The following is a 23806-nucleotide window of genomic DNA, read 5'->3' on the forward strand; positions in this document are numbered from 1 at the left end:
CCCATTGGGTGGCGCGCCTTTTTTATTGACTACACGGCAACCCCCTTGCAGGAGCGAGCTTGCTCGCGAAGCGGAGTGTCAGGCGACATTGAAGTTGAAAGTGGTGATGCCATCGTCGGAACGCCGCCCGGAGCAGGCTCGCTCCTGCAACGGCTGGGCCTATCTTCTTTTGGGTAGCTTTTATTCGCCTTCGTCGAAGAAGTTGTTGATCAACGCCACCAGCGCATCCAGCGCTTCCTGTTCCTGCTCGCCTTCGGTGCTCAAGTGGATCGTGGTGCCTTTGCCGGCGGCCAGCATCATCATCGCCATGATGCTTTTGCCATCGACCATGGACTCTGGTGTCCGACCGGCCCGGATCTGGCACGGGAACTGACCCGCTACCCCAACGAATTTTGCAGAAGCGCGAGCGTGCAGGCCCAATTTATTGATGATTTCGATTTCCAGAGCAGGCATCGCGATGTGAATCCTTTAGCTGAGGTCGCGGTGGCGGACCTGGACGTTCTTCAGGGATTGTTGCAGCGTCTGCCCCAGACGCTCGGTCAGGTAGACGGAACGGTGATGTCCGCCAGTGCAGCCAATGGCAATGGTGACGTAGGCGCGGTTGCTGGCGGCAAAACGAGGCAGCCACTTTAGCAGGTATGTGGAAATGTCCTGAAACATCTCTTCGACATCCGGCTGTGCCGCCAGGTATTCGGCAACCGGTTGATCGAGCCCGGACTGCTCGCGCAATTCCGGTTTCCAGTAAGGGTTTGGCAGGCAGCGCACATCGAAAACCAGGTCGGCGTCCACCGGCATGCCGCGCTTGAAGCCGAAGGACTCGACCAGGAAGGCAGTTCCCGGCTCGGGCTGATTCAACAGGCGCAGTTTGATGGCGTCGCGCAGCTGGTACAGGTTCAGGCTGGTGGTGTTGATCTTGAGATCGGCAAGGTCGGCAATCGGTCCGAGCAGGGCGCTCTCAACGTTGATGGCTTCGGCCAGCGAACGGTTGGCGTTGCTCAGGGGGTGACGTCGGCGGGTTTCCGAGAAGCGCTTGAGCAGGGTTTCTTCGTCGGCGTCCAGATACAGCACATCGCACTGGATGTGGCGGGCACGGACTTCCTCGAGCAGGTCGGGGAAGCGTGACAGGTGGCTTGGCAGGTTGCGCGCGTCAATGGAAACGGCGACCAGCGGCTGCAACATCTCGGTATGAACCAGGGCGCGCTCGGCCAGCTCCGGCAGCAGGCCGGCGGGCAGGTTGTCGATGCAGTAGTAGCCGTTATCCTCAAGTACGTTGAGGGCGGTACTTTTACCTGAGCCGGAACGGCCACTGACGATGATCAAGCGCATGATTACTGACCGTTTTGCTCGTTCAGGACAACCTGATACAGGGCTTCGTTACTTGCAGCACTACGCAGCTTTTCACGCACGTCCTTGCGGTCGAGCATGCTGGCGATCTGTCGCAGCAGCTCAAGGTGCGCATCGGTGGCGGCTTCCGGGACCAGCAGCACGAACAGCAGGTCAACCGGCGCACCATCGATGGCGTCGAAATCGATAGGGGCGTCCAGGTGCATCAATGCACTGATGGGCGAAACACAGCCCTTGAGACGGCAATGTGGAATGGCGATGCCGTTACCAAACCCGGTGGAACCGAGTTTTTCACGAGCAATCAGTGCCTCGAAGACATCTTGCATCTCCAGGGCCGGCACTTCGCGGGCGATCAGATTGGCAATTTGTTCGAGGGCTTTCTTTTTACTGCCTCCCGGCACGTTCACCAGGGAACGGCCGGGGGTCAGGATACTTTCAAGTCGGATCATGGGTAGGGAGTGTTAACGACCGGTTGCGCCCTGTAGGAGGCTCTGGGTCTTTTCCTTATGCTTTTTGAGTTGTTTATCCAGCTTGTCGGTGAGTGCGTCGATCGCGGCGTACATATCGGTATGCTCCGCGTTGGCGACCACTTCATTCCCGGGAATATGCAGCGTGGCTTCGATTTTCTGCTTCAGTTTTTCGACGGTCATCGTGACCTGCACATTAGTGATCTTGTCGAAATGTCGCTCCAATCGTTCGAGTTTTTCGCCGATGTAGGTGCGAAGAGGTTCGGTCACTTCCAGTTGGTGTCCACTGATGTTGACTTGCATACAGCTTCTCCTTCGTTGCCAGTGCATAAAGCGGTAGACCAGATGATCTACCACTGGAACGCTGTGGCGTGGCCCTACATCAACCGCTTGCGTTCGCTCGAAGGCGCGATCCCGAGGGATTCGCGGTACTTGGCGACGGTGCGGCGAGCCACCTGAATGCCTTGTGCCTCCAGTAAACCAGCGATCTTGCTGTCACTCAACGGCTTTTTCTGATTTTCCGCTGCAACCAGTTTTTTGATGATCGCCCGGATCGCCGTGGACGAGCATTCGCCGCCTTCGGAGGTGCTTACGTGACTGGAAAAAAAGTACTTCAGTTCATAAATGCCCCGGGGGGTGTGCATGAATTTCTGGGTGGTCACCCGTGAAATCGTCGATTCATGCATGCCGACCGCTTCGGCGATGTCATGCAGGACCAGCGGCTTCATGGCTTCGTCGCCGTACTCCAGGAAGCCGCGCTGATGCTCGACGATCTGGGTGGCAACCTTCATCAGGGTTTCATTGCGGCTCTGCAGGCTCTTGATGAACCAGCGGGCTTCCTGCAGCTGATTGCGCATGAAGGTATTGTCGGCGCTGGTGTCGGCGCGGCGCACGAAACCGGCGTACTGGGCATTGACCCGCAGCCGTGGCACCGACTCCTGATTGAGTTCCACCAGCCAGCGCTCGTTGTCCTTGCGCACGATGACGTCAGGAACGACGTACTCGGCTTCGGTGGACTCGATCTGCGAGCCCGGGCGCGGGTTTAGGCTCTGGACCAGCTCGATGACCTGGCGCAGTTCGTCTTCCTTGAGCTTCATGCGGCGCATCAACTGGCTGTAGTCACGGCTGCCAAGCAGGTCGATGTAATCGCTGACCAGGCGCTTGGCTTCGGCCAGCCAAGGGGTCTTGGCAGGCAGCTGGCGCAATTGCAGCAGCAGGCATTCACCGAGGTTGCGGGCGCCGATGCCGGCTGGCTCGAATTGCTGGATGCGGTGCAGGACGGCTTCGATCTCGTCCAGTTCGATGTCCAGTTCCGGGTCGAAGGCTTCGAGGATTTCCTCGAGGGTTTCGTCCAGGTAGCCCTGATTGTTGATGCAGTCGATCAGGGTCACGGCGATCAGGCGATCGGTGTCGGACATCGGGGCCAGGTTCAGTTGCCACAGCAAGTGGCTCTGCAGGCTTTCGCCGGCCGAGGTGCGGGTGGTGAAGTCCCACTCGTCATCATCATTGCTGGGCAGGCTGCTGGCGCTGGTCTGGTAAACGTCTTCCCACGCGGTGTCGACGGGGAGTTCGTTGGGGATACGCTCGTTCCAGTCACCCTCATCGAGGTTATCAACCGTCGGGGCGCTTTCCTGATAGGAAGGTTCCTGGATGTCAGTGTTGGGCTTTTGTTCGGCGTTGTCGGCCAAGGGATCGGAATTGTCGAAGTCGTCGCCTTCTTCCTGGCGTTCGAGCATCGGATTTGACTCCAGGGCCTCCTGGATTTCCTGTTGCAGGTCCAGGGTCGACAATTGGAGCAGGCGGATGGCCTGTTGCAGCTGCGGTGTCATCGTCAGCTGCTGGCCCATTCTCAAGACTAGCGATGGTTTCATGGCAGGGGCTTAACACCTTATTCGCCGGCGCACATGCGCCATCCACTACAGGGCGCCGGGGCGCCAAACTTAAGCAAATTATATGCCTGAAACTAAAGGGTTTGCCTAGAGCGCTGTAACAATAAAAAACTATAAAGCGGTGTTGCTGCGCTGCCCTTGTTGAGGGCTGACCACGCTTGTCGGCACGGTGAGTGCCCGGGCGATGGCCTGGGCACGACTCAGTGCTTACAGGCGGAACTCATGGCCCAGATACACTTCCTTGACCAGGTCGTTGGCCAGGATGGTCTCTGCGTCGCCCTCGGCGATCAGTTGGCCGTCATTGACGATGTAGGCGGTTTCACAGATATCCAGGGTTTCACGAACGTTGTGGTCCGTGATCAGCACGCCAATGCCCTTGGCCTTGAGGTGGTGAATGATCTGCTTGATGTCGCCGACCGAAATCGGGTCCACGCCGGCGAAGGGTTCGTCGAGGAGGATGAATTTCGGGTTGGTGGCCAGGGCGCGGGCGATTTCCACGCGACGACGCTCGCCGCCGGACAGGCTCATGCCCAGGTTGTCGCGGATGTGGCTGATGTGGAATTCCTGCAGCAGGCTTTCCAGTTCCTTGCGACGGCCGGCCTTGTCGAGTTCCTTGCGGGTCTCGAGGATGGCCATGATGTTGTCGGCCACCGACAGCTTGCGAAAGATCGATGCTTCCTGCGGCAAGTAACCGATACCGGCCTTTGCGCGGCCGTGCATCGGCTGGTGGCTGACGTCCAGGTCATCGATCAGGACGCGGCCCTGGTCGGCTTGCACCAGGCCGACGATCATGTAGAAGCAGGTGGTCTTGCCGGCGCCGTTCGGGCCAAGCAGGCCGACGATCTGGCCGCTGTCGATGGACAGGCTGACATCACGCACGACCTGGCGGCTCTTGTAGCTCTTGGCCAGATGCTGAGCTTTCAGAGTTGCCATTACTGGGCCTTTTTCTCGTCGGTTTTCTTCTTCGGCTGGATCACCATGTCGATACGCGGACGCGCCTCGGTGACCTTGCTGCCTGTGGCGCGACCGGCGCTGGCGAGCTTCTTGTCGGTGTCGTAGACAATTTTCTCGCCTTGGGTGACGTTGTTGTCCTTGTCGACAACTTTGGCCTTGTCGATCAGTACGACGCGATTTTGCGCGGCGTGGTACTGGATCGTCACGCCCCAGCCCTGCACGGGCTTGGTGTCGCCAGCCGTTTGCAATTGCTCGAAGTACGCCAGGTTGCCCACCGAGGTCACTACGTCAATGTCGCCAGTCGGGGTGCGGGTGATGGTAACGGTGTTGCCTGTCACCTTCATCGAGCCTTGGGTGATGATCACGTCACCCTTATAGGTAGCAATACCTTGCTTGTCGTCCAGTTGGGCATCGTCGGCCTGGATGCGGATAGGCTGCTGTTGATCTTCCGGCAGAGCCCAGGCGCTCACGCTTCCCAGTGCTGCGCCCAGACTGAGCAAAATCGGGAGGGTTTTAACGAGCCTCATACTGTCCTCTTACGTTCGATAGCAGGTGTATCCTGCTTTCTTTCAAATACGCTTTCATTCCCTTGCCAGTCGATACACCGCCAGCGCCGTCGATTCTAACGTCTTGCTCGGTCTGCGCATATTGCTGCTGCGGGAACACGGTCATGCGGGTGCTGGTGATCAGGGTTCTACGGTTTTTCTCGTCGAAACGCGTGATGCGCACGTCATCGATCAGTTCGACCTGCGTGCCATCAGGATTGACCTCGCCGCGCAGGCTCTGGACGTGCCACGGGAATTCAGTGCCGCGGAACACATTCAGGTCGGGGTTGGTCAGCAATGTCACCTCGGTCGCCTTCAGGTGCTCGACCTTGTCGGACACCAGATCATATTGCAGCTTGCCGTCGGGCAGGTACTGCACGCTGTGGGCGTTGATGGCGTAATAGTCGATCGCGCTCTCATCGACCGGCGTTACCGGCTTGTCGAGGAAGCGTTCCGGGCTGATGTTCCAGTAGCCAACCGCGGCGAATATTGCCGCGATGCAAGTGAACATCAGGGTGTTGCGAAACTTTTTGCTCAGCATAGTGGGCTCACAGGTACGCCGCATTGGCCGCATCGAGGCGGTCCTGGGCGCGCAGGATCAATTCGCAGAATTCGCGAGCGGCACCTTCGCCACCGCGGGCGAGGGTGATGCCGTGAGCGTGTTCACGCACGAAACCGGCGGCATTGGCCACCGCCATGCCCAGGCCGACGCGACGAATCACCGGCAGGTCCGGCAGGTCGTCGCCGAGGTAGGCCACCTGTTCATAGCTCAGGTTGAGTTGGGCCAGCAGTTCGTCGAGTACCACCAGTTTATCTTCGCGACCCTGATAGAGGTGCGGGATACCGAGGTTTTTGGCCCGCCGCTCGACCACCGGGGTCTTGCGGCCACTGATGATGGCGGTCTGCACGCCGGCGGCCATCAGCATCTTGATGCCCTGGCCGTCGAGGGTGTTGAAGGTCTTGAACTCGCTGCCGTCTTCGAGGAAATACAGGCGCCCATCGGTCAGCACGCCATCGACATCGAACACCGCCAGCTTGATCTGTTTGCCGCGTTGCAGCAGGTCCGCACTCATTACATTACTCCTGCACGCAACAAGTCGTGCATGTTCAAGGCGCCGACCGGGCGGTCGTCTCTGTCGACCACGACCAGCGCGTTGATTTTATGATCTTCCATGATTTTCAGCGCTTCGGCGGCGAGCATCTCGGCGCGGGCAGTCTTGCCGTGTGCAGTCATGACCTGGTCGATGGTAGCGCTATGGATGTCGATGCTACGGTCCAGCGTGCGACGCAAGTCACCGTCGGTAAAGATCCCGGCCAGCTTTCCATCGGCTTCCAGGATCACCGTCATGCCCAGGCCTTTGCGGGTCATTTCCATCAGCGCGTCCTTCAGCAGGGTGCCGCGCTGTACTTGCGGCAACTCTTGCCCGGCGTGCATGACATTTTCCACTTTAAGCAGCAGGCGTCGGCCCAGGGCGCCGCCGGGATGGGAAAAGGCGAAGTCTTCGGCGGTAAAGCCACGGGCTTCCAGCAGCGCGACGGCCAGGGCATCGCCCATGACCAGCGCGGCGGTGGTTGATGAGGTGGGTGCCAGGTTCAACGGGCAGGCTTCGTGTTCGACGTGAACATTCAGGTTCACCTCGGCGGCCTTGGCCAGCGGCGAGCCAGGGTTGCCGGTCATGCTGATCAACTGAATGCCCAGGCGCTTGATCAGTGGCAGCAGGGTCACGATTTCATTGGTGGAGCCGGAATTCGAGAGCGCCAGAATGATGTCGTCGCGGGTAATCATGCCCATGTCACCGTGGCTGGCTTCAGCCGGGTGCACAAAAAACGCCGTGGTGCCGGTGCTGGCCAGGGTCGCGGCAATCTTGTTGCCGATGTGCCCCGACTTGCCCATGCCGACCACGACCACGCGGCCTTTGCTGGCCAGAATCATCTCGCAAGCGCGTACGAAATCCGCGTCGATATGGGGCAGCAGGCCTTGCACGGCCTCTACCTCGAGGCGGATGGTGCGTTGTGCTGATTGAATCAGGTCGCTGGATTGGCTCATGTCAGAAATCGTATAGCCTGATGAAAAGTCGGCGATTATAGCGGTTATGATCGAATCCCTCACGCTAGTTCGTCGCGCATTGCCATCCTTGTTGCCGGAAACCTTCTAAACGGGGCTTTCAACCGGTCATGCAGTTGAACATGTCCTGGCTTTGGCCTTGGGCGCGCAGCCTTTGCAATGCTATAGTTCGCCGCCAGTTCGGCCTGCCCGGGAGGTATGTGCTTTCGGCAGAAAGCCAGGCGTCCGAGTGAGAGGCTGCATCGCAAGGAGTTTAGATGAGTGCCGATAACGCCTACGCGGTCGAGCTGAAGGGACTGTCCTTCAAGCGCGGTGCGCGCAGCATTTTCAATAATGTCGATATCCGTATCCCGCGCGGCAAGGTCACCGGCATCATGGGGCCTTCCGGGTGTGGCAAGACCACGCTCCTGCGTCTGATGGGCGCCCAGTTGCGGCCCACCCAGGGTGAAGTCTGGGTCAACGGTCAGAACCTGCCAAAACTGTCGCGCAGCGACCTGTTCGATGCGCGCAAGCATATGGGCGTGCTGTTTCAGAGCGGCGCATTGTTTACCGACCTCGATGTCTTCGAGAATGTCGCTTTTCCACTGCGGGTTCACACGCAACTGCCGGAAGAAATGATCCGCGACATCGTCCTGCTCAAACTGCAGGCCGTAGGCTTGCGGGGCGCCATCGAGCTGATGCCCGACGAGCTTTCCGGCGGCATGAAGCGCCGTGTTGCTCTGGCCCGGGCGATTGCGCTCGACCCGCAGATCCTCATGTACGACGAGCCCTTTGTCGGCCAAGACCCCATCGCCATGGGCGTTTTGGTGCGCCTCATCCGGTTGCTCAACGATGCGTTGGGCATCACCAGCATCGTGGTCTCCCACGACCTGGCCGAGACCGCGAGCATTGCCGACTACATTTATGTGGTGGGCGATGGTCAGGTGTTGGGGCAGGGGACACCGGACGAGTTGATGAACTCGGATGAACCGCGCATTCGCCAGTTCATGACCGGCGAACCCGACGGCCCGGTTCCGTACCACTTTCCAGCGACGGATTACCGCGCAGATCTTCTGGGGAAGCGCTGATGCGCAGAATTTCATTGATAGAGCGCGTTCGCCGCTTCGGCCAGGCCGGCATCGATGTGTTGGCGGTGTTCGGGCGTTCGAGCTTGTTCCTGTTTCATGCCTTGCTTGGTCGGGGCGGCATCGGTGGCGGTTTCGGGCTGCTGGTCAAGCAGTTGCATTCGGTGGGCGTGATGTCCCTGGTGATCATCGTGGTCTCCGGGGTGTTCATCGGCATGGTGCTGGCGCTGCAGGGCTTCAACATTCTTTCCAGCTATGGTTCGGAGCAGGCTGTCGGGCAGATGGTTGCCCTGACGCTGCTGCGTGAACTGGGGCCGGTGGTGACCGCCTTGCTGTTCGCTGGGCGCGCAGGTTCGGCGTTGACCGCCGAAATCGGCAACATGAAATCCACCGAGCAGTTGTCCAGCCTGGAAATGATCGGGGTCGACCCGCTCAAGTACATCATTGCGCCACGTTTGTGGGCCGGCTTCATTTCCCTGCCGGTGCTGGCGATGATCTTCAGCGTGGTGGGTATCTGGGGCGGCTCGTGGGTGGCGGTCGACTGGCTGGGAGTCTATGAGGGCTCCTACTGGTCGAACATGCAGAACAGCGTGACGTTTACCGAGGACGTGCTCAACGGGATCGTCAAAAGCATCGTTTTTGCCTTTGTGGTGACCTGGATCGCCGTATTCCAAGGCTATGACTGCGAACCCACTTCCGAGGGGATCAGTCGTGCCACTACCAAGACCGTTGTATATGCCTCGTTGGCAGTACTCGGCCTGGACTTTATTCTGACCGCCTTGATGTTTGGAGATTTCTGATGCAAAACCGCACCCTGGAAATCGGTGTCGGCCTTTTCTTGCTGGCTGGCATCCTGGCTTTGCTTTTGTTGGCGTTGCGGGTCAGTGGCCTGTCCCCGAGTCCGAGCACCGACACCTATAAACTTTACGCCTACTTCGACAATATCGCCGGTTTGACGGTCAGAGCAAAGGTGACCATGGCCGGTGTGACCATCGGCAAGGTCACGGCCATCGATCTGGATCGCGACAGTTTTACCGGTCGGGTGACCATGCAGCTGGAAAAACGCATCGATAATCTGCCGGCGGACTCCACTGCATCTATCCTGACCGCTGGCCTGTTGGGCGAGAAGTACATCGGTATCAGCGTGGGCGGGGAAGACACCCTGCTCAAGGATGGTGGAACCATCCATGACACGCAGTCATCGCTGGTGCTCGAAGACCTGATCGGTAAATTTCTGCTCAATACCGTTAGCAAAGAAGCTAAATGAGGAACAGTTAAATGATCTCTACCTTGCGACGTGGCCTGTTGGTAATGCTCGCGGTGTTTCCGTTGGTGTCCCATGCCGCAGCGGCGCCTTCGGCGCACGATCTGGTGCAGGACACAACCAACCGTATGCTCGCGGACCTGGCGGCAAACAAAGAGAAGTACAAGCAGGACCCGCAGGACTTCTATACGGCGCTGGACAATATCGTCGGGCCGGTTGTGGATGCCGAGGGTATTTCCAAGAGCATCATGACGGTCAAGTACTCGCGTAAAGCTACGCCTGCGCAGATGAAAACCTTCGAAGAAAACTTCAAGAAGGGCCTGTTCCAGTTCTATGGCAACGCCTTGCTTGAGTACAACAACCAGGGCATCACCGTTGATCCGGCCAAAGACGAGTCGGGCGACCGTACCAGCGTCGGTATGACCGTCAAGGGCAGCAGCGGCGCTATCTATCCAGTGTCCTACACGCTGGAAAAGATCAACGGCGAGTGGAAACTGCGTAACGTCATCATCAACGGCATCAACATCGGCAAACTGTTCCGCGATCAGTTCGCCGATGCGATGCAGCGCAATGGCAATGACCTGGACAAGACCATCAACGGTTGGGCCGGGGAAGTCGCCAAGGCCAAGGAAGCCACCGACAACAAGCCAGGGCAGTCAGCCCAATGAGTGAGTCGGCAGTCCAGATGGACGAAGCGGGCGAGTTGCGACTCAGTGGTGTGCTGGATTACCGCACCGGCCCTGGCCTGCGCGAGCAGGGCAAGGCGCTGATCAAGGCCAGCAAGGCTACGGCGCTGGTGGTCGATTGCTCGGCGGTGACCAAGTCCAGCAGTGTCGGTTTGTCGTTACTGCTGTGCTTTATCCGCGATGCGCAGGCGGCCGGCAAGGCCCTGAGCATCCACGGGATGCCGGAAGACATGCGTGAAATCGCTCAGGTCAGTGAGCTGACCGAGCTGTTGGCGCATCACTAACCCGCATCTATAAGGAAGCCCCCCGTCAGAGTCCTGCTCCGCGGGGTTCGCAGGCGCGGGGCTTTTTTGTATGATGTCCGACCCGCGCGCACAGGGCGCCGATTGAGGTTGAGCATGCAGGCCAACGAAGTTAAGAGCTTTCTTGAAGGAAAGCTGCCCGGAACGAAAGTAGAAGTCGAGGGCGAAGGCTGCAATTTCCAGCTGAACGTGATTAGCGATGAACTGGCGGCGTTGAGCCCGGTCAAGCGTCAGCAGCAGGTCTATGCCCATTTGAACCCGTGGATCGTCGATGGCAGCATCCATGCGGTCACTATGAAATTTTTCAGCAGCGCGGCCTGGGCCGAGCGCACCTGAGCCCAAGGGCGTCGAGATTCTTATGGATAAATTGATTATTACTGGCGGTGCTCGTCTTGATGGCGAAATCCGTATCTCCGGGGCAAAGAACTCTGCCCTGCCGATCCTGGCGGCCACCTTGCTGTGCGATGGCCCGGTGACCGTGGCCAACCTGCCGCACCTGCACGACATCACCACCATGATCGAGCTGTTCGGACGCATGGGCATCGAGCCTGTGATCGACGAGAAACTCGCCGTCGAGATCGACCCGCGCACCATCAAGACCCTGGTCGCACCGTACGAACTGGTTAAAACCATGCGTGCGTCGATCCTGGTGCTGGGCCCGATGGTTGCCCGTTTCGGTGAAGCCGAAGTCGCCTTGCCTGGCGGTTGCGCCATTGGTTCGCGCCCGGTTGACCTGCACATTCGTGGCCTGGAAGCCATGGGCGCAGTCATCGACGTCGAAGGCGGCTACATCAAGGCCAAGGCGCCTGAAGGCGGCCTGCGCGGTGCGCACTTCTTCTTCGATACTGTCAGTGTGACCGGTACCGAAAACATCATGATGGCTGCGGCCCTGGCCAAGGGTCGCAGCGTCCTGCAAAACGCCGCTCGCGAACCTGAAGTGGTCGACCTGGCGAACTTCCTGAACGCCATGGGCGCCAAGGTTTCCGGCGCCGGTACCGATACCATCACCATCGATGGCGTCGAGCGTCTGCACACCACCACGTATAAAGTGATGCCAGACCGTATCGAAACCGGTACCTACCTGGTTGCCGCTGCCGTGACCGGTGGTCGCGTGAAGGTCAAGGACACTGATCCGACCATCCTCGAAGCCGTTCTGGAAAAACTCCGTGAGTCCGGTGCCGAAATCACCTGCGGAGAAGACTGGATCGAGCTGAACATGCACGGCAAGCGTCCGAAAGCCGTCAATGTGCGGACCGCTCCGTACCCGGCGTTCCCGACCGACATGCAGGCGCAGTTCATCTCCCTCAACGCCATTGCCGAAGGCACCGGTGCGGTGATCGAGACGATCTTCGAAAACCGCTTCATGCACGTCTACGAACTGCACCGCATGGGCGCCAAGATCCAGGTCGAAGGCAACACCGCCATCGTCACTGGCACCGAAAAACTCAAGGGCGCGCCAGTGATGGCGACCGACCTGCGTGCTTCGGCCAGCCTGGTGATCTCGGCCCTGATCGCCGAAGGCGACACCCTGATCGACCGCATCTACCACATAGACCGTGGCTACGAGTGCATCGAAGAAAAACTGCAGATGCTGGGCGCCAAGATTCGTCGCGTTCCGGGCTAGACCCTGCTGCATGGGCATAAGGACGTGCCCGTTGATTTGTTGAAGTCGAGCCGTTTTCGGCTCGATGTGTGTCCGGCGCCATTTGCGACCGGGCATGAGTACCTTGATAAGGACTGACGTTTCCCATGTTGACCATCGCACTGTCCAAGGGCCGCATCCTTGACGACACCCTGCCGCTTCTGGCTGAAGCGGGCATCGTGCCGACCGAGAATCCGGACAAGAGCCGCAAGCTGATCATTCCCACGACCCAGGAAGATGTACGCCTGCTGATCGTGCGTGCCACCGACGTGCCGACTTACGTCGAGCATGGTGCCGCCGACCTCGGTGTCGCCGGTAAAGATGTGCTGATGGAATATGGCGGCCAGGGCCTGTACGAGCCACTGGACCTGCAAATTGCCCAGTGCAAGCTGATGACGGCCGGCAAGGTCGGCGCGGTCGAGCCCAAGGGCCGCCTGCGCATCGCCACCAAGTTCGTCAACGTTGCCAAGCGCTATTACGCTGAACAGGGTCGTCAGGTCGACATCATCAAGCTGTACGGCTCGATGGAGCTGGCACCGCTGATCGGTCTGGCAGACAAGATCATCGACGTGGTCGACACCGGTAACACGCTGCGGGCCAACGGCCTGGAGCCACAGGATTTCATTGCTGCCATCAGCTCCCGGCTGATCGTCAACAAAGCTTCGATGAAGATGCAGCACGCCCGTATCCAGGCGTTGATCGACACCCTGCGCAAGGCAGTGGAGTCTCGACACCGCGGCTGATTCACCTGCGCGACGTTAAGTCGCGCCCGTCTATCCGCCTCATAGCCAGAATTCTCAGGTGCCCAAGCGGAAACGACTGCTAAGTTAGGGCGCCTGAGTTTTTGCCATTCCTATGAGGCTCTCGCTATGACCGCACCGACTGCAATTCGCCGACTCAACGCTGCTGACCCGGATTTCGCGCATCATCTGGATCATCTGCTGAGCTGGGAAAGTGTGTCTGACGACTCGGTCAATCAGCGGGTGCTGGACATCATCAAGGCCGTGCGTGAGCGTGGCGACGCGGCACTGGTGGACTTTACCCGCCAGTTCGACGGCCTGGACGTGAAGTCCATGGCCGACCTGATTCTGCCGCGCGAGCGGCTGGAACTGGCGCTGACCCGCATCTCCGTGCCTCAGCGCGAAGCCCTGGAAGTCGCTGCCGCCCGTGTGCGCAGCTATCACGAAAAACAGAAGCAGGATTCCTGGAGCTACACCGAGGCCGACGGCACCGTGCTGGGCCAGAAGGTCACGCCGCTGGATCGCGCCGGCCTGTATGTACCGGGCGGCAAGGCGTCGTACCCGTCGTCGGTGTTGATGAACGCGATTCCGGCCAAGGTCGCCGGCGTGACCGAAGTGGTCATGGTGGTGCCGACCCCGCGCGGTGAAATCAACGAACTGGTGCTGGCCGCTGCCTGCATCGCCGGCGTCGACCGCGTGTTCACCATCGGTGGCGCTCAAGCCGTTGCCGCATTGGCTTACGGCACCGAAAGCGTGCCGAAAGTCGACAAGGTCGTCGGCCCGGGCAACATCTATGTCGCTACCGCCAAGCGCCACGTGTTCGGCCAGGTCGGTATCGACATGATCGCCGGTCCCTCCGAGATCCTCGTGGTGTGCGACGGCCAGACCGATCCGGACTGGATCGCCATGGACCTGTTCTCCCAGGCCGAGCACGACGAAGACGCCCAGGCAATCCTGGTCAGCCCCGACGCCGAGTTCCTCGACAAGGTCGCCGCCAGCATCACCAAGCTGATGCCGACCATGGAGCGCGCCGCGATCATCGAAACCTCAATCAATGGCCGTGGTGCACTGATCAAGGTTCGCGACATGGAGCAAGCCATCGAAGTGGCCAACCGCATCGCGCCGGAGCACCTCGAATTGTCCGTTGCCGATCCACAAGCCTGGCTGCCGCAGATCCGCCACGCCGGTGCGATCTTCATGGGGCGTCACACCAGCGAAGCCTTGGGCGACTACTGCGCCGGTCCCAACCACGTTTTGCCGACCTCCGGTACTGCGCGCTTCTCTTCGCCGCTGGGTGTGTATGACTTCCAGAAACGTTCGTCGATCATCTTCTGCTCCGAGCAGGGGGCGTCCGTACTGGGCAAGACCGCTTCCGTGCTGGCCCGTGGCGAGTCGCTGACTGCCCACGCCCGCAGCGCCGAATATCGCATCGTTGACGACAAGCAGGGGAACTGAACATGAGTAAATTCTGGAGCCCGTTCGTCAAGAATCTGGTGCCTTACGTGCCGGGCGAACAGCCGAAACTGGCGAAGCTGGTGAAGCTCAACACCAACGAAAACCCGTACGGTCCATCGCCGAAAGCCTTGGCTGCGATGCAAACCGAACTCAATGACAACCTGCGCCTGTACCCGGACCCGAACAGCGATCTGCTGAAGAACGCGGTCGCCAAATACTACGGCGTGCAGGGCAACCAGGTGTTCCTCGGCAACGGTTCCGATGAAGTGCTGGCGCACATCTTCCACGGTTTGCTGCAGCACGATCAGCCGCTGCTGTTCCCGGACATCAGCTACAGCTTCTACCCGGTCTACTGCGGGTTGTACGGCATCAAGTTCGACGCGGTGCCGCTGGACGAGCAGTTCCGGATCAGCCCGGCGGACTACGCCAAACCGAACGGCGGGATCATCTTCCCTAACCCGAACGCACCGACCGGCTGCCTGTTGGCGCTGGAGGCGGTGGAGCAGATTCTCAAGGCAAGCCCGGATTCGGTGGTGGTGGTGGATGAGGCCTACATCGACTTCGGCGGTGAGACGGCAATCACCCTGGTGGACCGTTATCCGAACCTGCTGGTGACCCAGACCCTGTCCAAGTCCCGCTCCCTGGCCGGTCTGCGGGTCGGCCTGGCGGTCGGCCATCCAGACCTGATCGAGGCGCTGGAGCGGATCAAGAACAGCTTCAACTCTTATCCGCTGGATCGCATGGCGAATGTCGGCGCTGCCGCGGCGTTCGAAGATCGCGAGTATTTCGACAAGACCTGTCGGTTGGTGATCGAGAGTCGCGAGAAGGTCGTTGCACAGCTGGAGGATAAGGGTTTTGAAGTGCTGCCATCGGCGGCGAACTTCATATTCGCCCGTCACCCCCGGCACGATGCGGCGGGGCTTGCGGCGAAGCTGCGTGAGCAAGGCGTGATCGTGCGGCACTTCAAGCAGGAGCGGATTGCCCAGTTCCTGCGGATTTCCATCGGCACGCCTGAGCAGAATCAGGCGCTGATCGACGGCCTCGGCGACCTCTAAAACCAGGCACGACCCTGTGGGAGCGAGCAAGCTCGCTCCCACAGTAGTTTTGGGCGCTACGTTACTCTTCTTCTTTATCCTTGACCGGAGCCGGCGGCGGACGCAGGCCGACTTCCGCCGTGAGCTTGAGCTCCTTGCCGTTGCGCATCACCTGGATTGCGACCTTGTCGGTCGGCTTGATCCGCGCCACCTGATTCATTGAGCGACGGCCATCACCGGCCGGTTCGCCATCGATGGCAAGAATCACATCACCCAGTTGCAGGCCGGCCTTCTGTGCCGGACCGTCGCGGAAGATCCCCGCCACGACAATGCCAGGACGCCCGGACAAGCCGAACGACTCGGCCAGTTCCTGGGTCAGCGGCTGCACTTCGATACCCAACCAGCCACGAATCACCTGGCCGTGCTCGATGATCGACTTCATCACTTCCATCGCCAGCTTCACCGGGATCGCGAAACCAATGCCCTGGGAGCCCCCGGACTTGGAAAAGATCGCCGTGTTGATGCCGGTCAGGTTGCCGATGGCATCCACCAGCGCACCGCCTGAGTTGCCCGGGTTGATCGCCGCATCGGTCTGGATGAAGTCTTCGTAGTTGTTCAGGCCCAGTTGGTTGCGCCCGGTGGCACTGATGATGCCCATGGTCACGGTCTGGCCGACGCCGAACGGGTTGCCGATGGCCAGCGCGACATCGCCGATGCGGATGTTGTCGGAACGCCCCACGGTGATCGACGGCAGGTTTTTCAGGTCGATTTTCAGAACCGCGAGGTCAGTCTCAGGGTCGCTGCCGATCACCCGCGCCAGGGTTTCCCGGCCGTCCTTGAGCGCCACCACGATCTGGTCGGCGCCGCTGGTCACGTGGTTGTTGGTCAGGATGTAGCCTTCCGGGCTCATGATCACGCCGGAACCGAGGCTCGACTCCATGCGTTTCTGCTTGGGCGAGTTATCGCCGAAGAAACGACGGAACTGCGGATCTTCGAACAACGGATGGTTGGGTTTGTTGATGACTTTGGTGGTGTAGAGGTTCACCACCGATGGCGCCGCGGTGGATACCGCTTCGGCATAAGACACCGGGCCCTGCTGCATGCTGGTGGTTTGCGGCGCTTGTTGCAGATTGACGTCGAGGCTCGGGAGCCCGACCCACTGCGGGTAACGCTGGATTATCAAAAGAGCGACAAGCACGCCGGCCAACAGCGGCCAGCCGGAAAAACGCAGCGCCTTGAGCATTAAGCAGTTCCTGAGAGAGTTGCAGGCGGTATGAGACCGCTCATAATGACGCGCATTATACGAGGCCGCACGCGCCTCTGAACGGGATATTTAGGAGTCTTTTATGGCCGTCGCCCTGAGCACCCTGGTCGAAGAAGCCGACCGCTACCTCAACAGCGCAAGAATCGCCGATTATTGCCCCAACGGCCTGCAGGTCGAGGGGCGGCCGCAAGTGATGCGCATTGTCAGTGGCGTCACCGCCAGCCAGGCCTTGCTCGATGCGGCCGTGGAAGCCAATGCCGACCTGGTGCTGGTGCATCATGGCTACTTCTGGAAAGGCGAGAACCCGTGCATCACCGGCATGAAGCAGCGCCGCTTGAAGACCCTGCTCAAACACGATATCAGCCTGTTGTCCTATCACCTGCCGCTGGACCTGCACCCGGACGTCGGCAATAACGTGCAGCTCGCGAGGCAGCTCGACATTACCGTCGAAGGTCCGCTGGACCCGGACAACCTGAAGATTGTCGGCCTGGTCGGCTCGCTGAATGAGCCGATGATGCCCAGGGATTTCGCCCGCCGTGTGCAGGAAGTGATGGGGCGTGAGCCGCTGTTGATCGAAGGCAGTGCAATGATCCGCCGCGTCGGCTGGTGCACCGGCGGCGGCCAGGGTTACATCGACCAGGCCATTCTGGCCGGCGTCGATCTGTACCTCAGCGGCGAGGCTTCCGAGCAAACCTTCCACAGTGCCCGGGAAAACGACATCAGCTTCATCGCCGCCGGTCACCATGCCACCGAGCGCTACGGCGTTCAGGCGCTGGGGGATTATCTGGCCCGTCGGTTTGCGCTGGAGCACATCTTCATCGATTGTCCGAATCCGATTTGACTCTGTCCGCAATGTGATCGCTCCCGTAGGAGCTGCCGAAGGCTGCGATCTTTTGATCTTGAAAAATCAACGTCAAAAAATCGCAGCCTTCGGCGGCTCCTACGTAGGGTGGGCATCCCAAACGGGCAGGCATATTCATATGCTCTTTCGATCTAGTTAGCGTCCTGATTAGAAGAGGTCGCTGTGCTAGGATCCCCGCTCGAACACGGCCCGCTGGCCGTTCATAAGAAAGCTTTCGTGAGTAGCCATGGTCGACAAACTGACGCATCTGAAACAGCTGGAGGCGGAAAGCATCCACATCATCCGCGAGGTGGCCGCCGAGTTCGACAACCCGGTGATGCTGTACTCCATCGGTAAAGACTCCGCCGTGATGCTGCATCTGGCACGCAAGGCGTTCTTCCCGGGCAAGCTGCCGTTTCCGGTGATGCACGTCGACACTCGCTGGAAATTCAAGGAGATGTACAGCTTCCGCGACAAGATGGTCGCCGAGCTGGGCCTCGACCTGATCACCCACGTCAATCCTGACGGCGTGGCGCAGGACATCAACCCGTTCACCCACGGCAGCGCCAAGCACACCGACATCATGAAGACCGAGGGCCTGAAGCAGGCACTCGACAAGTATGGTTTCGACGCAGCATTCGGTGGCGCCCGTCGCGATGAAGAGAAATCCCGCGCCAAAGAGCGCGTGTACTCGTTCCGCGACAGCAAGCACCGCTGGGATCCGAAAAACCAGCGTCCCGAGCTGTGGAACGTCTACAACGGCAAGGTCAACAAGGGCGAGTCGATCCGTGTCTTCCCGCTGTCGAACTGGACCGAACTGGACATCTGGCAGTACATCTATCTTGAAGGCATCCCGATCGTTCCGCTGTACTTCGCCGCCGAGCGTGAAGTCATCGAGAAGAACGGCACGCTGATCATGATCGACGACGAGCGCATCCTCGAGCACCTGAGCGATGAAGACAAAGCCCGAATCGTCAAAAAGAAAGTGCGTTTCCGTACCCTTGGTTGCTACCCGTTGACGGGCGCGGTGGAGTCCGAGGCCGAAAGCCTCACGGACATCATTCAGGAAATGCTCCTGACGCGAACTTCCGAGCGCCAGGGCCGTGTCATCGACCACGATGGCGCCGGCTCCATGGAAGACAAAAAACGTCAGGGTTATTTCTAAGGGGTTGTCATGTCGCACGTATCTGATTTGATCAGCGAGGACATCCTCGCCTACCTGGGCCAGCACGAACGTAAAGAGCTGCTGCGCTTTCTGACCTGCGGTAACGTCGACGACGGCAAGAGCACCCTGATCGGGCGCCTGCTGCACGACTCCAAGATGATCTACGAAGATCACCTGGAAGCCATTACCCGCGACTCGAAAAAAGTCGGCACCACCGGTGAAGACATCGACCTGGCATTGCTGGTCGACGGCCTGCAGGCCGAGCGTGAGCAAGGCATCACCATCGATGTCGCGTACCGCTATTTCTCCACCGCCAAGCGCAAATTCATCATCGCCGACACCCCGGGCCATGAGCAGTACACCCGCAACATGGCCACCGGTGCCTCCACCTGCGACCTGGCGATCATCCTGGTCGATGCACGTTACGGCGTGCAGACCCAGACCCGTCGCCACAGCTTCATCGCCTCGTTGCTGGGCATCAAGCACATAGTCGTCGCCATCAACAAGATGGACCTCAAGGGCTTCGACCAGGGCGTGTTCGAGTCGATCAAGGCCGACTACCTGCAGTTTGCCGAAGGCTTGAAGCTCAAGCCGACCAGCATGCACTTCGTGCCGATGTCGGCTTTGAAGGGCGACAACGTGGTGAACAAGTCCGAGCGCTCGCCGTGGTACACCGGCCAGTCGCTGATGGAAATTCTCGAGACCGTGGAAGTGGCGGGCGATCGCAACTTCACCGACCTGCGTTTCCCGGTGCAGTACGTCAACCGTCCGAACCTGAACTTCCGTGGCTTCGCCGGTACGCTGGCCAGTGGCATCGTCAAGAAAGGCGACGAAGTCGTGGTGCTGCCGTCGGGCAAGAGCAGCCGCGTGAAGTCCATCGTCACCTTCGAAGGTGAACTGGAGCACGCCGGTCCTGGTCAGGCAGTCACGCTGACCATGGAAGACGAAATCGATATCTCCCGTGGCGATCTGTTGGTTCACGCCGACAACGTGCCGCCGGTGACCGACAGCTTCGAAGCGATGCTGGTGTGGATGGCTGAAGAGCCGATGCTGCCGGGCAAGAAATACGACATCAAGCGCGCCACCAGTTACGTGCCGGGCTCTATCGCCAGCATCGTCAACAAGGTCGACGTGAACACCCTGGAAGAAGGTCCGGCCAGCGCGTTGCAGCTCAACGAAATCGGCAAGGTCAAGATCGCGCTCGATGCGCCGATTGCCCTCGACGGTTACGACAGCAACCGCACCACCGGCGCCTTCATCATCATCGACCGCCTGACCAACGGCACCGTTGGCGCGGGCATGATCGTCGCCCAGCCTTTGGCCCATGGCACCAGCACACACCACGGCAAACTGGCCCACGTCGCCACCGAAGAACGCGCACAGCGCTTCGGCCAGCAACCGGCCACCGTGCTGTTCAGCGGCTTGTCGGGCGCGGGCAAAAGCACCCTGGCATATGCCGTTGAACGCAAGTTGTTCGACATGGGCCGTGCGGTGTTCGTACTCGATGGCCAGAACCTGCGTCACGACCTGAACAAAGGTCTGCCACAGGATCGCGCCGGGCGTACCGAGAACTGGCGCCGTGCCGCACACGTTGCGCGTCAGTTCAACGAAGCCGGTCTGCTGACCCTCGCGGCGTTCGTTGCGCCGAGTGCCGAAGGTCGTGAACAGGCCCGGGAACTGATCGGCAAGGAGCGTCTGCTGACGGTCTACGTCCAGGCTTCGCCAACCGTTTGCGCCGAGCGCGATCCGCAAGGTTTGTACGCGGCGGCCGGGGATAACATCCCGGGCGACTCCTTCCCGTACGACGTACCGCTGGATGCCGATCTGGTGATCGACACCCAGTCCGTGTCCCTGGAGGAAAGCGTCAAGCAAGTGCTGGGTCTGCTGCGTGAGCGTGGTGCGATCTAAGCCTTAGCTGCAAAATGAAAAACCCGCCGATGAGTGATCACCGGCGGGTTTTTTGTGTCTTTCAGATCGTCAAAAGATCGCAGCCTTCGGCAGCTCCTACATTGGTTCGGCGTACATCCTGTAGGAGCTGCCGAAGGCTGCGATCTTTTGATCTTAAATCTGCGGATACTCGCGATGCATCTGCGCAAGCAGAGCATCCTTGTCCTGCCACAACTGATTGATCCAGCCCTGGAACTGCAGGCGGTATTCGCCGTCCTGGTCATAGTTCTTGCCAATGAATTGCGGCGGAATCTTCAGCTCTTCAAAGTGCACCACCACATCCGCCACGTTCCCGCACAGCAAGTCCCAGAAACCCGGGCGCCCGGCGGGGTAGTGGATGGTCACGTTGACCAGGGATTCAAGCTGCTCGCCCATCGCATCCAGCACAAAGGCAATGCCGCCGGCCTTGGCCTTGAGCAGGTACTTGAAGGGTGACTGCTGTTGCTTGTGCTTGCCCTCGGTGAAGCGCGTGCCTTCGACGAAGTTGAAAATGCCCACCGGGTTGTCGCGAAATTTCGCACAGGTCTTGCGGGTGGTTTCCAGGTCCTTGCCTTTCTTCTCCGGGTGCTTCTCCAGATAGGCCTTGGAGTAGCGCTTCATGAACGGAAAGCCCAGCGCCCACCAGGCCAGCCCGATCACCGGAACCCAGATCAGCTCCTGCTTGAGGAAGAACTTCAGCGGCTGAATGCGCCGGTTGAGCACGTATTGCAGCACCAGGATGTCGACCCAGCTCTGGTGGTTGCTGGTAATCAGGTACGAGTGCTGATAGTCGAGGCCTTGCAGGCCGCTGATATGCCAGCGCGTGCGGCGTACCAGGTTCATCCAGCCTTTGTTGAGGCTGATCCAGGCTTCGTGGGTATGGCTCATCAGCCAGCCCGCGAGGCGCTGGGTGAGGGCGAACGGCAGTACCTTGACGAGTGCCACGCAGAACAGGAACGAACAGAGCAAAATCGTGTTCAGTGCCAACAGCAGCGAGGCGATCACGCCCCGCAACGGGGCGGGTAGGAAGTCCAGCATTTACACATCCATAGGTCGGTTGGCGGCTTGGATCGCGGTCAGGGCGATGGTGTAGACGATGTCATCGACCTGCGCGCCGCGGGGCAAATCGTTCACCGGTTTGCGCAAGCCTTGCAGCATCGGCCCGAGGCTGACGCAGTCGGCACTGCGCTGTACGGCCTTGTGCGTGGTATTGCCGGTGTTGAGGTCTGGGAACACGTAAACCGTGGCACGACCGGCCACCTGACTGTTCGGCGCCAATTGCCGGGCCACGCTTTCGTTGGCGGCGGCGTCGTACTGCAGGGGGCCGTCGATCAGCAGCGAGTGCTGTTGCTCATGGGCGAGCAGGGTCGCCTCGCGGACCTTCTCGACTTCTTCGCCGCTGTCCGACTCGCCGCTGGAGTAGCTGATCATCGCCACCCGTGGCGTGATGCCGAAGGCGGCGGCCGAGTCAGCGCTTTGCAGGGCGATCTCGGCCAGTTCGCTGGCACTCGGGTGCGGGTTCATCACGCAGTCGCCGTAGACCAGCACCTCTTCCGGGAACAGCATGAAAAACACCGAAGACACCAAGGTGCAGCCGGGTGCGGTTTTGATCAGTTGCAGGGCCGGGCGGATGGTGTTGGCGGTGGTGTTGATCACGCCCGACACGAGGCCGTCGACTTCATCCAGGGCCAGCATCATGGTGCCGATCACCACGGTGTCTTCCAGTTGTTGCTCGGCCATCGGCGCGTTGAGGCTTTTGCTTTTGCGCAGCGCGACCATGGGCTCGACATAGCGCTCGCGGATCGAGTCCGGATCGATGATTTCCAGTCCCGGCGGCAACTCGATACCCTGGGCGCGGGCGACGGCCTGCACGTCCTCGGGCTTGGCCAGCAACACACAGCGAGCGATGCCACGGGCCTGGCAGATCGCGGCGGCCTGCACGGTCAGCGGCTCACTGCCTTCGGGCAGCACAATACGCTTGTTGGCCGCCTGCGCACGCTGGATCAATTGATAGCGGAACACCGCTGGCGACAGGCGCATTTCCCGTGGCGTACCGCAGCGTTGGTGCAGCCAGTTGGCATCGAGATGGCCAGCGATGAAATCGGTGATGATTTCGGCGCGCTCGCGATCGTCGATGGGGATTTCCTTGTTCAGGCCGTTGAGCAGGTTGGCGGTGTCATAGGAGCCGGTACTCACCGACAGCACCGGCAACCCGGCCTGCAGGGCGCCACGGCACAGGTCCATGATGCGCGGGTCGGGCAGGGTGTCGCTGGTCAGCAGCAGGCCGGCCAGCGGTACACCGTTCAAGGCCGCGAGGCTGACGGCGAGGATGATGTCGTCGCGGTCGCCAGGAGTCACCACCAGCACGCCGGGCTTGAGCAACTCCACGGTGTTGCGCATGGTGCGGGCGCAAATGATGATCTTGGTCATGCGCCGGGTTTCGTAATCACCGGCGTTGAGCACTTGCGCGCCCATCAGGTCGGCAACGTCGCGGGTGCGCGGGGCGTTCAGTTCCGGCTGGAACGGAATGCAGCCGAGCAAGCGGAAATCACCGCTGCGCAGCAAGGGCGAATGCTCCTTCAGGCGCGTGGCGAAGGCTTCCATGCTTTCCTCGGTCTTGACCTTGTTGAGGATCACACCGAGGACTTTCGGATCTTTCGGGCCGCCAAACAATTGCGCCTGCAACTCGACGCGACCGGAGAGTTCGGTCAGCACTTCGTTTTCCGGCGCCGAGACCAGGATCACTTCGGCGTCGAGGCTCTTGGCCAGGTGCAGGTTGACCCGCGCGGCGTAACTGGCGCTGCGGGTCGGTACCATGCCTTCGACAATCAGCACGTCCTTGCCGATGGCCGCCTGCTGATAAAGGGCGATGATTTCTTCGAGCAACTCATCGAGCTGACCGTCGCCGAGCATGCGCTCGACATGGGCCAGGCCCAGGGGCTGGGGCGGTTTCAAACCGTGGGTACGCGCCACCAGTTCGGTGGAACGTTCCGGGCCGGTGTCGCCCGGATGCGGCTGGGCAATCGGCTTGAAAAAACCGACCTTGAGGCCGGCGCGCTCAAGGGTACGCACCAGCCCGAGGCTGATGGAGGTCAGACCCACACCAAAATCGGTGGGCGCGATAAAAAAAGTTTGCATGCGGATTCTCTAAAGGTGCAT

Annotated in this window: 26 protein-coding genes; 13 read left to right on the plus strand and 13 right to left on the minus strand. The window is 60.1% G+C overall.

Annotation, left to right across the window (positions count from 1 at the left end):
- Positions 1-180: 180 nt before the first annotated feature.
- From ASD95_RS03990 to ASD95_RS04035, 10 genes are all read right to left on the minus strand, one after another.
- Positions 181-453 carry an HPr family phosphocarrier protein gene (locus ASD95_RS03990; RefSeq protein WP_007970256.1) on the minus strand — a complete coding sequence of 91 codons (273 nt, stop codon included), beginning with the start codon at positions 451-453 and terminating at the stop codon, positions 181-183.
- A 15-nt stretch (positions 454-468) separates the two neighbouring features.
- Positions 469-1326 carry an RNase adapter RapZ gene (gene rapZ / locus ASD95_RS03995; protein WP_056728354.1) on the minus strand — a complete coding sequence of 286 codons (858 nt, stop codon included), beginning with the start codon at positions 1324-1326 and terminating at the stop codon, positions 469-471.
- A 2-nt stretch (positions 1327-1328) separates the two neighbouring features.
- Complete coding sequence (gene ptsN / locus ASD95_RS04000) at positions 1329-1793, minus strand: PTS IIA-like nitrogen regulatory protein PtsN (protein WP_056728355.1); 465 nt, start codon at positions 1791-1793, stop codon at positions 1329-1331.
- Positions 1794-1805: 12 nt separating this feature from the next.
- Entirely contained in the window at positions 1806-2114 is a 309-nt protein-coding gene (gene hpf, locus ASD95_RS04005; protein ID WP_007941242.1) for a ribosome hibernation-promoting factor, HPF/YfiA family, read from the minus strand.
- 74 nt (positions 2115-2188) lie between these two features.
- Positions 2189-3682, minus strand: a complete 1494-nt coding sequence (locus ASD95_RS04010; protein ID WP_056728357.1) for an RNA polymerase factor sigma-54 — start codon at positions 3680-3682, stop codon at positions 2189-2191.
- 225 nt (positions 3683-3907) lie between these two features.
- On the minus strand, positions 3908-4633 hold the full coding sequence (gene lptB / locus ASD95_RS04015; protein ID WP_008054366.1) for an LPS export ABC transporter ATP-binding protein: 726 nt from the start codon (positions 4631-4633) through the stop codon (positions 3908-3910).
- Positions 4633-5181, minus strand: a complete 549-nt coding sequence (lptA, locus tag ASD95_RS04020; protein ID WP_056728359.1) for a lipopolysaccharide transport periplasmic protein LptA — start codon at positions 5179-5181, stop codon at positions 4633-4635. The genes lptB and lptA overlap by 1 nt, the downstream gene beginning before the upstream one ends.
- On the minus strand, positions 5168-5740 hold the full coding sequence (lptC, locus tag ASD95_RS04025; protein WP_056728360.1) for an LPS export ABC transporter periplasmic protein LptC: 573 nt from the start codon (positions 5738-5740) through the stop codon (positions 5168-5170). Before lptC ends, lptA begins: the two co-directional genes overlap by 14 nt.
- Before the next feature lie 7 nt (positions 5741-5747).
- Positions 5748-6272, minus strand: coding sequence for a KdsC family phosphatase (locus ASD95_RS04030; RefSeq protein ID WP_008046159.1), 525 nt, complete (start codon positions 6270-6272; stop codon positions 5748-5750).
- Entirely contained in the window at positions 6272-7246 is a 975-nt protein-coding gene (locus tag ASD95_RS04035) for a KpsF/GutQ family sugar-phosphate isomerase (RefSeq protein ID WP_056728361.1), read from the minus strand. The genes ASD95_RS04030 and ASD95_RS04035 overlap by 1 nt, the downstream gene beginning before the upstream one ends.
- A 275-nt stretch (positions 7247-7521) precedes the next feature.
- On the opposite strand from ASD95_RS04035, the gene ASD95_RS04040 reads away from it, so the two are divergent.
- The 10 genes from ASD95_RS04040 to hisC all read left to right on the plus strand — a co-directional run bounded on the left by ASD95_RS04040 (position 7522) and on the right by hisC (position 15472).
- Positions 7522-8331, plus strand: coding sequence for an ATP-binding cassette domain-containing protein (locus ASD95_RS04040; protein WP_056728364.1), 810 nt, complete (start codon positions 7522-7524; stop codon positions 8329-8331).
- Complete coding sequence (gene mlaE / locus ASD95_RS04045) at positions 8331-9128, plus strand: lipid asymmetry maintenance ABC transporter permease subunit MlaE (protein WP_056728366.1); 798 nt, start codon at positions 8331-8333, stop codon at positions 9126-9128. Before ASD95_RS04040 ends, mlaE begins: the two co-directional genes overlap by 1 nt.
- Positions 9128-9595 carry an outer membrane lipid asymmetry maintenance protein MlaD gene (gene mlaD / locus ASD95_RS04050; protein ID WP_056728368.1) on the plus strand — a complete coding sequence of 156 codons (468 nt, stop codon included), beginning with the start codon at positions 9128-9130 and terminating at the stop codon, positions 9593-9595. The genes mlaE and mlaD overlap by 1 nt, the downstream gene beginning before the upstream one ends.
- Positions 9596-9606: 11 nt before the next feature.
- A complete protein-coding gene (locus ASD95_RS04055; protein WP_056728370.1) occupies positions 9607-10260 on the plus strand; it encodes an MlaC/ttg2D family ABC transporter substrate-binding protein in 654 nt (217 codons plus the stop codon).
- The gene (locus ASD95_RS04060; RefSeq protein WP_056728372.1) at positions 10257-10562 is read left to right on the plus strand and encodes an STAS domain-containing protein; all 306 of its coding nucleotides are present in this window, start codon (positions 10257-10259) and stop codon (positions 10560-10562) included. Before ASD95_RS04055 ends, ASD95_RS04060 begins: the two co-directional genes overlap by 4 nt.
- Before the next feature lie 114 nt (positions 10563-10676).
- Positions 10677-10916 (plus strand): BolA family protein, encoded by a 240-nt coding sequence (locus ASD95_RS04065; RefSeq protein ID WP_008046181.1) that lies wholly within the window; start codon positions 10677-10679, stop codon positions 10914-10916.
- A 22-nt stretch (positions 10917-10938) separates the two neighbouring features.
- Positions 10939-12204 carry a UDP-N-acetylglucosamine 1-carboxyvinyltransferase gene (gene murA / locus ASD95_RS04070; protein ID WP_056728381.1) on the plus strand — a complete coding sequence of 422 codons (1266 nt, stop codon included), beginning with the start codon at positions 10939-10941 and terminating at the stop codon, positions 12202-12204.
- Positions 12205-12329: 125 nt separating this feature from the next.
- Entirely contained in the window at positions 12330-12965 is a 636-nt protein-coding gene (gene hisG / locus ASD95_RS04075) for an ATP phosphoribosyltransferase (protein ID WP_008018703.1), read from the plus strand.
- A 126-nt stretch (positions 12966-13091) separates the two neighbouring features.
- Positions 13092-14417 (plus strand): histidinol dehydrogenase, encoded by a 1326-nt coding sequence (hisD, locus tag ASD95_RS04080; RefSeq protein ID WP_056728382.1) that lies wholly within the window; start codon positions 13092-13094, stop codon positions 14415-14417.
- A gap of 2 nt (positions 14418-14419) precedes the next feature.
- On the plus strand, positions 14420-15472 hold the full coding sequence (gene hisC / locus ASD95_RS04085) for a histidinol-phosphate transaminase (protein ID WP_056728384.1): 1053 nt from the start codon (positions 14420-14422) through the stop codon (positions 15470-15472).
- A 61-nt stretch (positions 15473-15533) separates the two neighbouring features.
- On the opposite strand, the gene algW is transcribed toward hisC, so the two are convergent.
- Positions 15534-16694: a Do family serine endopeptidase AlgW gene (gene algW / locus ASD95_RS04090; protein ID WP_056728386.1), complete on the minus strand. Its 1161-nt coding sequence runs from the start codon at positions 16692-16694 to the stop codon at positions 15534-15536.
- 103 nt (positions 16695-16797) lie between these two features.
- On the opposite strand from algW, the gene ASD95_RS04095 reads away from it, so the two are divergent.
- The 3 genes from ASD95_RS04095 to cysN all read left to right on the plus strand — a co-directional run bounded on the left by ASD95_RS04095 (position 16798) and on the right by cysN (position 20629).
- A complete protein-coding gene (locus ASD95_RS04095; RefSeq protein WP_056728387.1) occupies positions 16798-17556 on the plus strand; it encodes a Nif3-like dinuclear metal center hexameric protein in 759 nt (252 codons plus the stop codon).
- Positions 17557-17803: 247 nt separating this feature from the next.
- The gene (gene cysD / locus ASD95_RS04100) at positions 17804-18721 is read left to right on the plus strand and encodes a sulfate adenylyltransferase subunit CysD (RefSeq protein ID WP_008046199.1); all 918 of its coding nucleotides are present in this window, start codon (positions 17804-17806) and stop codon (positions 18719-18721) included.
- A 9-nt stretch (positions 18722-18730) separates the two neighbouring features.
- A complete protein-coding gene (cysN, locus tag ASD95_RS04105; protein ID WP_056728388.1) occupies positions 18731-20629 on the plus strand; it encodes a sulfate adenylyltransferase subunit CysN in 1899 nt (632 codons plus the stop codon).
- 153 nt (positions 20630-20782) lie between these two features.
- Here the strand turns inward: cysN and ASD95_RS04110 are convergent, their stop codons facing one another.
- Entirely contained in the window at positions 20783-21685 is a 903-nt protein-coding gene (locus ASD95_RS04110; RefSeq protein ID WP_056728389.1) for an acyltransferase, read from the minus strand.
- Complete coding sequence (gene pta / locus ASD95_RS04115) at positions 21686-23785, minus strand: phosphate acetyltransferase (protein ID WP_056728390.1); 2100 nt, start codon at positions 23783-23785, stop codon at positions 21686-21688.
- Positions 23786-23806: the final 21 nt, after the last annotated feature.

The organism is Pseudomonas sp. Root71, from assembly GCF_001429045.1.
Lineage (GTDB): Bacteria > Pseudomonadota > Gammaproteobacteria > Pseudomonadales > Pseudomonadaceae > Aquipseudomonas > Aquipseudomonas monachiensis.

What these genes read in the sequence shown, in the direction of transcription:
- ASD95_RS03990 (WP_007970256.1), bottom strand. Translation starts at nt 453, where the DNA reads ATGCCTGCTCTGGAAATCGAAATCATCAATAAATTGGGCCTGCACGCT.
- rapZ (WP_056728354.1), bottom strand. Translation starts at nt 1,326, where the DNA reads ATGCGCTTGATCATCGTCAGTGGCCGTTCCGGCTCAGGTAAAAGTACC.
- ptsN (WP_056728355.1), bottom strand. Translation starts at nt 1,793, where the DNA reads ATGATCCGACTTGAAAGTATCCTGACCCCCGGCCGTTCCCTGGTGAAC.
- hpf (WP_007941242.1), bottom strand. Translation starts at nt 2,114, where the DNA reads ATGCAAGTCAACATCAGTGGACACCAACTGGAAGTGACCGAACCTCTT.
- ASD95_RS04010 (WP_056728357.1), bottom strand. Translation starts at nt 3,682, where the DNA reads ATGAAACCATCGCTAGTCTTGAGAATGGGCCAGCAGCTGACGATGACA.
- lptB (WP_008054366.1), bottom strand. Translation starts at nt 4,633, where the DNA reads ATGGCAACTCTGAAAGCTCAGCATCTGGCCAAGAGCTACAAGAGCCGC.
- lptA (WP_056728359.1), bottom strand. Translation starts at nt 5,181, where the DNA reads ATGAGGCTCGTTAAAACCCTCCCGATTTTGCTCAGTCTGGGCGCAGCA.
- lptC (WP_056728360.1), bottom strand. Translation starts at nt 5,740, where the DNA reads ATGCTGAGCAAAAAGTTTCGCAACACCCTGATGTTCACTTGCATCGCG.
- ASD95_RS04030 (WP_008046159.1), bottom strand. Translation starts at nt 6,272, where the DNA reads ATGAGTGCGGACCTGCTGCAACGCGGCAAACAGATCAAGCTGGCGGTG.
- ASD95_RS04035 (WP_056728361.1), bottom strand. Translation starts at nt 7,246, where the DNA reads ATGAGCCAATCCAGCGACCTGATTCAATCAGCACAACGCACCATCCGC.
- ASD95_RS04040 (WP_056728364.1), top strand. Translation starts at nt 7,522, where the DNA reads ATGAGTGCCGATAACGCCTACGCGGTCGAGCTGAAGGGACTGTCCTTC.
- mlaE (WP_056728366.1), top strand. Translation starts at nt 8,331, where the DNA reads ATGCGCAGAATTTCATTGATAGAGCGCGTTCGCCGCTTCGGCCAGGCC.
- mlaD (WP_056728368.1), top strand. Translation starts at nt 9,128, where the DNA reads ATGCAAAACCGCACCCTGGAAATCGGTGTCGGCCTTTTCTTGCTGGCT.
- ASD95_RS04055 (WP_056728370.1), top strand. Translation starts at nt 9,607, where the DNA reads ATGATCTCTACCTTGCGACGTGGCCTGTTGGTAATGCTCGCGGTGTTT.
- ASD95_RS04060 (WP_056728372.1), top strand. Translation starts at nt 10,257, where the DNA reads ATGAGTGAGTCGGCAGTCCAGATGGACGAAGCGGGCGAGTTGCGACTC.
- ASD95_RS04065 (WP_008046181.1), top strand. Translation starts at nt 10,677, where the DNA reads ATGCAGGCCAACGAAGTTAAGAGCTTTCTTGAAGGAAAGCTGCCCGGA.
- murA (WP_056728381.1), top strand. Translation starts at nt 10,939, where the DNA reads ATGGATAAATTGATTATTACTGGCGGTGCTCGTCTTGATGGCGAAATC.
- hisG (WP_008018703.1), top strand. Translation starts at nt 12,330, where the DNA reads ATGTTGACCATCGCACTGTCCAAGGGCCGCATCCTTGACGACACCCTG.
- hisD (WP_056728382.1), top strand. Translation starts at nt 13,092, where the DNA reads ATGACCGCACCGACTGCAATTCGCCGACTCAACGCTGCTGACCCGGAT.
- hisC (WP_056728384.1), top strand. Translation starts at nt 14,420, where the DNA reads ATGAGTAAATTCTGGAGCCCGTTCGTCAAGAATCTGGTGCCTTACGTG.
- algW (WP_056728386.1), bottom strand. Translation starts at nt 16,694, where the DNA reads ATGCTCAAGGCGCTGCGTTTTTCCGGCTGGCCGCTGTTGGCCGGCGTG.
- ASD95_RS04095 (WP_056728387.1), top strand. Translation starts at nt 16,798, where the DNA reads ATGGCCGTCGCCCTGAGCACCCTGGTCGAAGAAGCCGACCGCTACCTC.
- cysD (WP_008046199.1), top strand. Translation starts at nt 17,804, where the DNA reads ATGGTCGACAAACTGACGCATCTGAAACAGCTGGAGGCGGAAAGCATC.
- cysN (WP_056728388.1), top strand. Translation starts at nt 18,731, where the DNA reads ATGTCGCACGTATCTGATTTGATCAGCGAGGACATCCTCGCCTACCTG.
- ASD95_RS04110 (WP_056728389.1), bottom strand. Translation starts at nt 21,685, where the DNA reads ATGCTGGACTTCCTACCCGCCCCGTTGCGGGGCGTGATCGCCTCGCTG.
- pta (WP_056728390.1), bottom strand. Translation starts at nt 23,785, where the DNA reads ATGCAAACTTTTTTTATCGCGCCCACCGATTTTGGTGTGGGTCTGACC.